General features: G+C 49.2%; 1 protein-coding gene. It reads left to right on the forward strand.

Annotated features, from left to right (window positions below; translation table 11 throughout):
* Window positions 1-461, forward strand: a 461-nt coding sequence (locus JNK74_29540; GenBank protein ID MBL7650317.1) for a hypothetical protein, incomplete at both ends; no start/stop codon positions are given.

The raw sequence follows: 461 nt of genomic DNA on the forward strand, positions 1-461 counted from the left end.
TCGTACACCACGCTGATCAACAAGTCGCCGGACTTTGCCACGGCGAAGGGTTTTTTGGAGGAGATGAAGAAATTGGGTCTAAAACCTGATGAATTTTCGTACACCACGCTGATCAACAAGTCGCCGGACTTCGCCACGGCGAAGGGTTTTTTGGAGGAGATGAAGAAATTGGGTCTAAAACCTGATGAATTTTCGTACACCACGCTGATCAACAAGTCGCCGGACTTCGCCACGGCGAAGGGTTTTTTGGAGGAGATGAAGAAATTGGGTCTAAAACCTGATGAATTTTCGTACACCACGCTGATCAACAAGTCGCCGGACTTCGCCACGGCGAATGGTTTTTTGGAGGAGATGAAGAAATTGGGTCTAACACCCAACGAGGTATCGTACACCACGCTGATCAACAAGTCGCCGGACTTCGCCACGGCGAAGGGTTTTTTGGAGGAGATGAAGAAATTGGG

The sequence above is a fragment of the Candidatus Hydrogenedentota bacterium genome, from assembly GCA_016791475.1.
GTDB lineage: Bacteria > Hydrogenedentota > Hydrogenedentia > Hydrogenedentales > JAEUWI01 > JAEUWI01.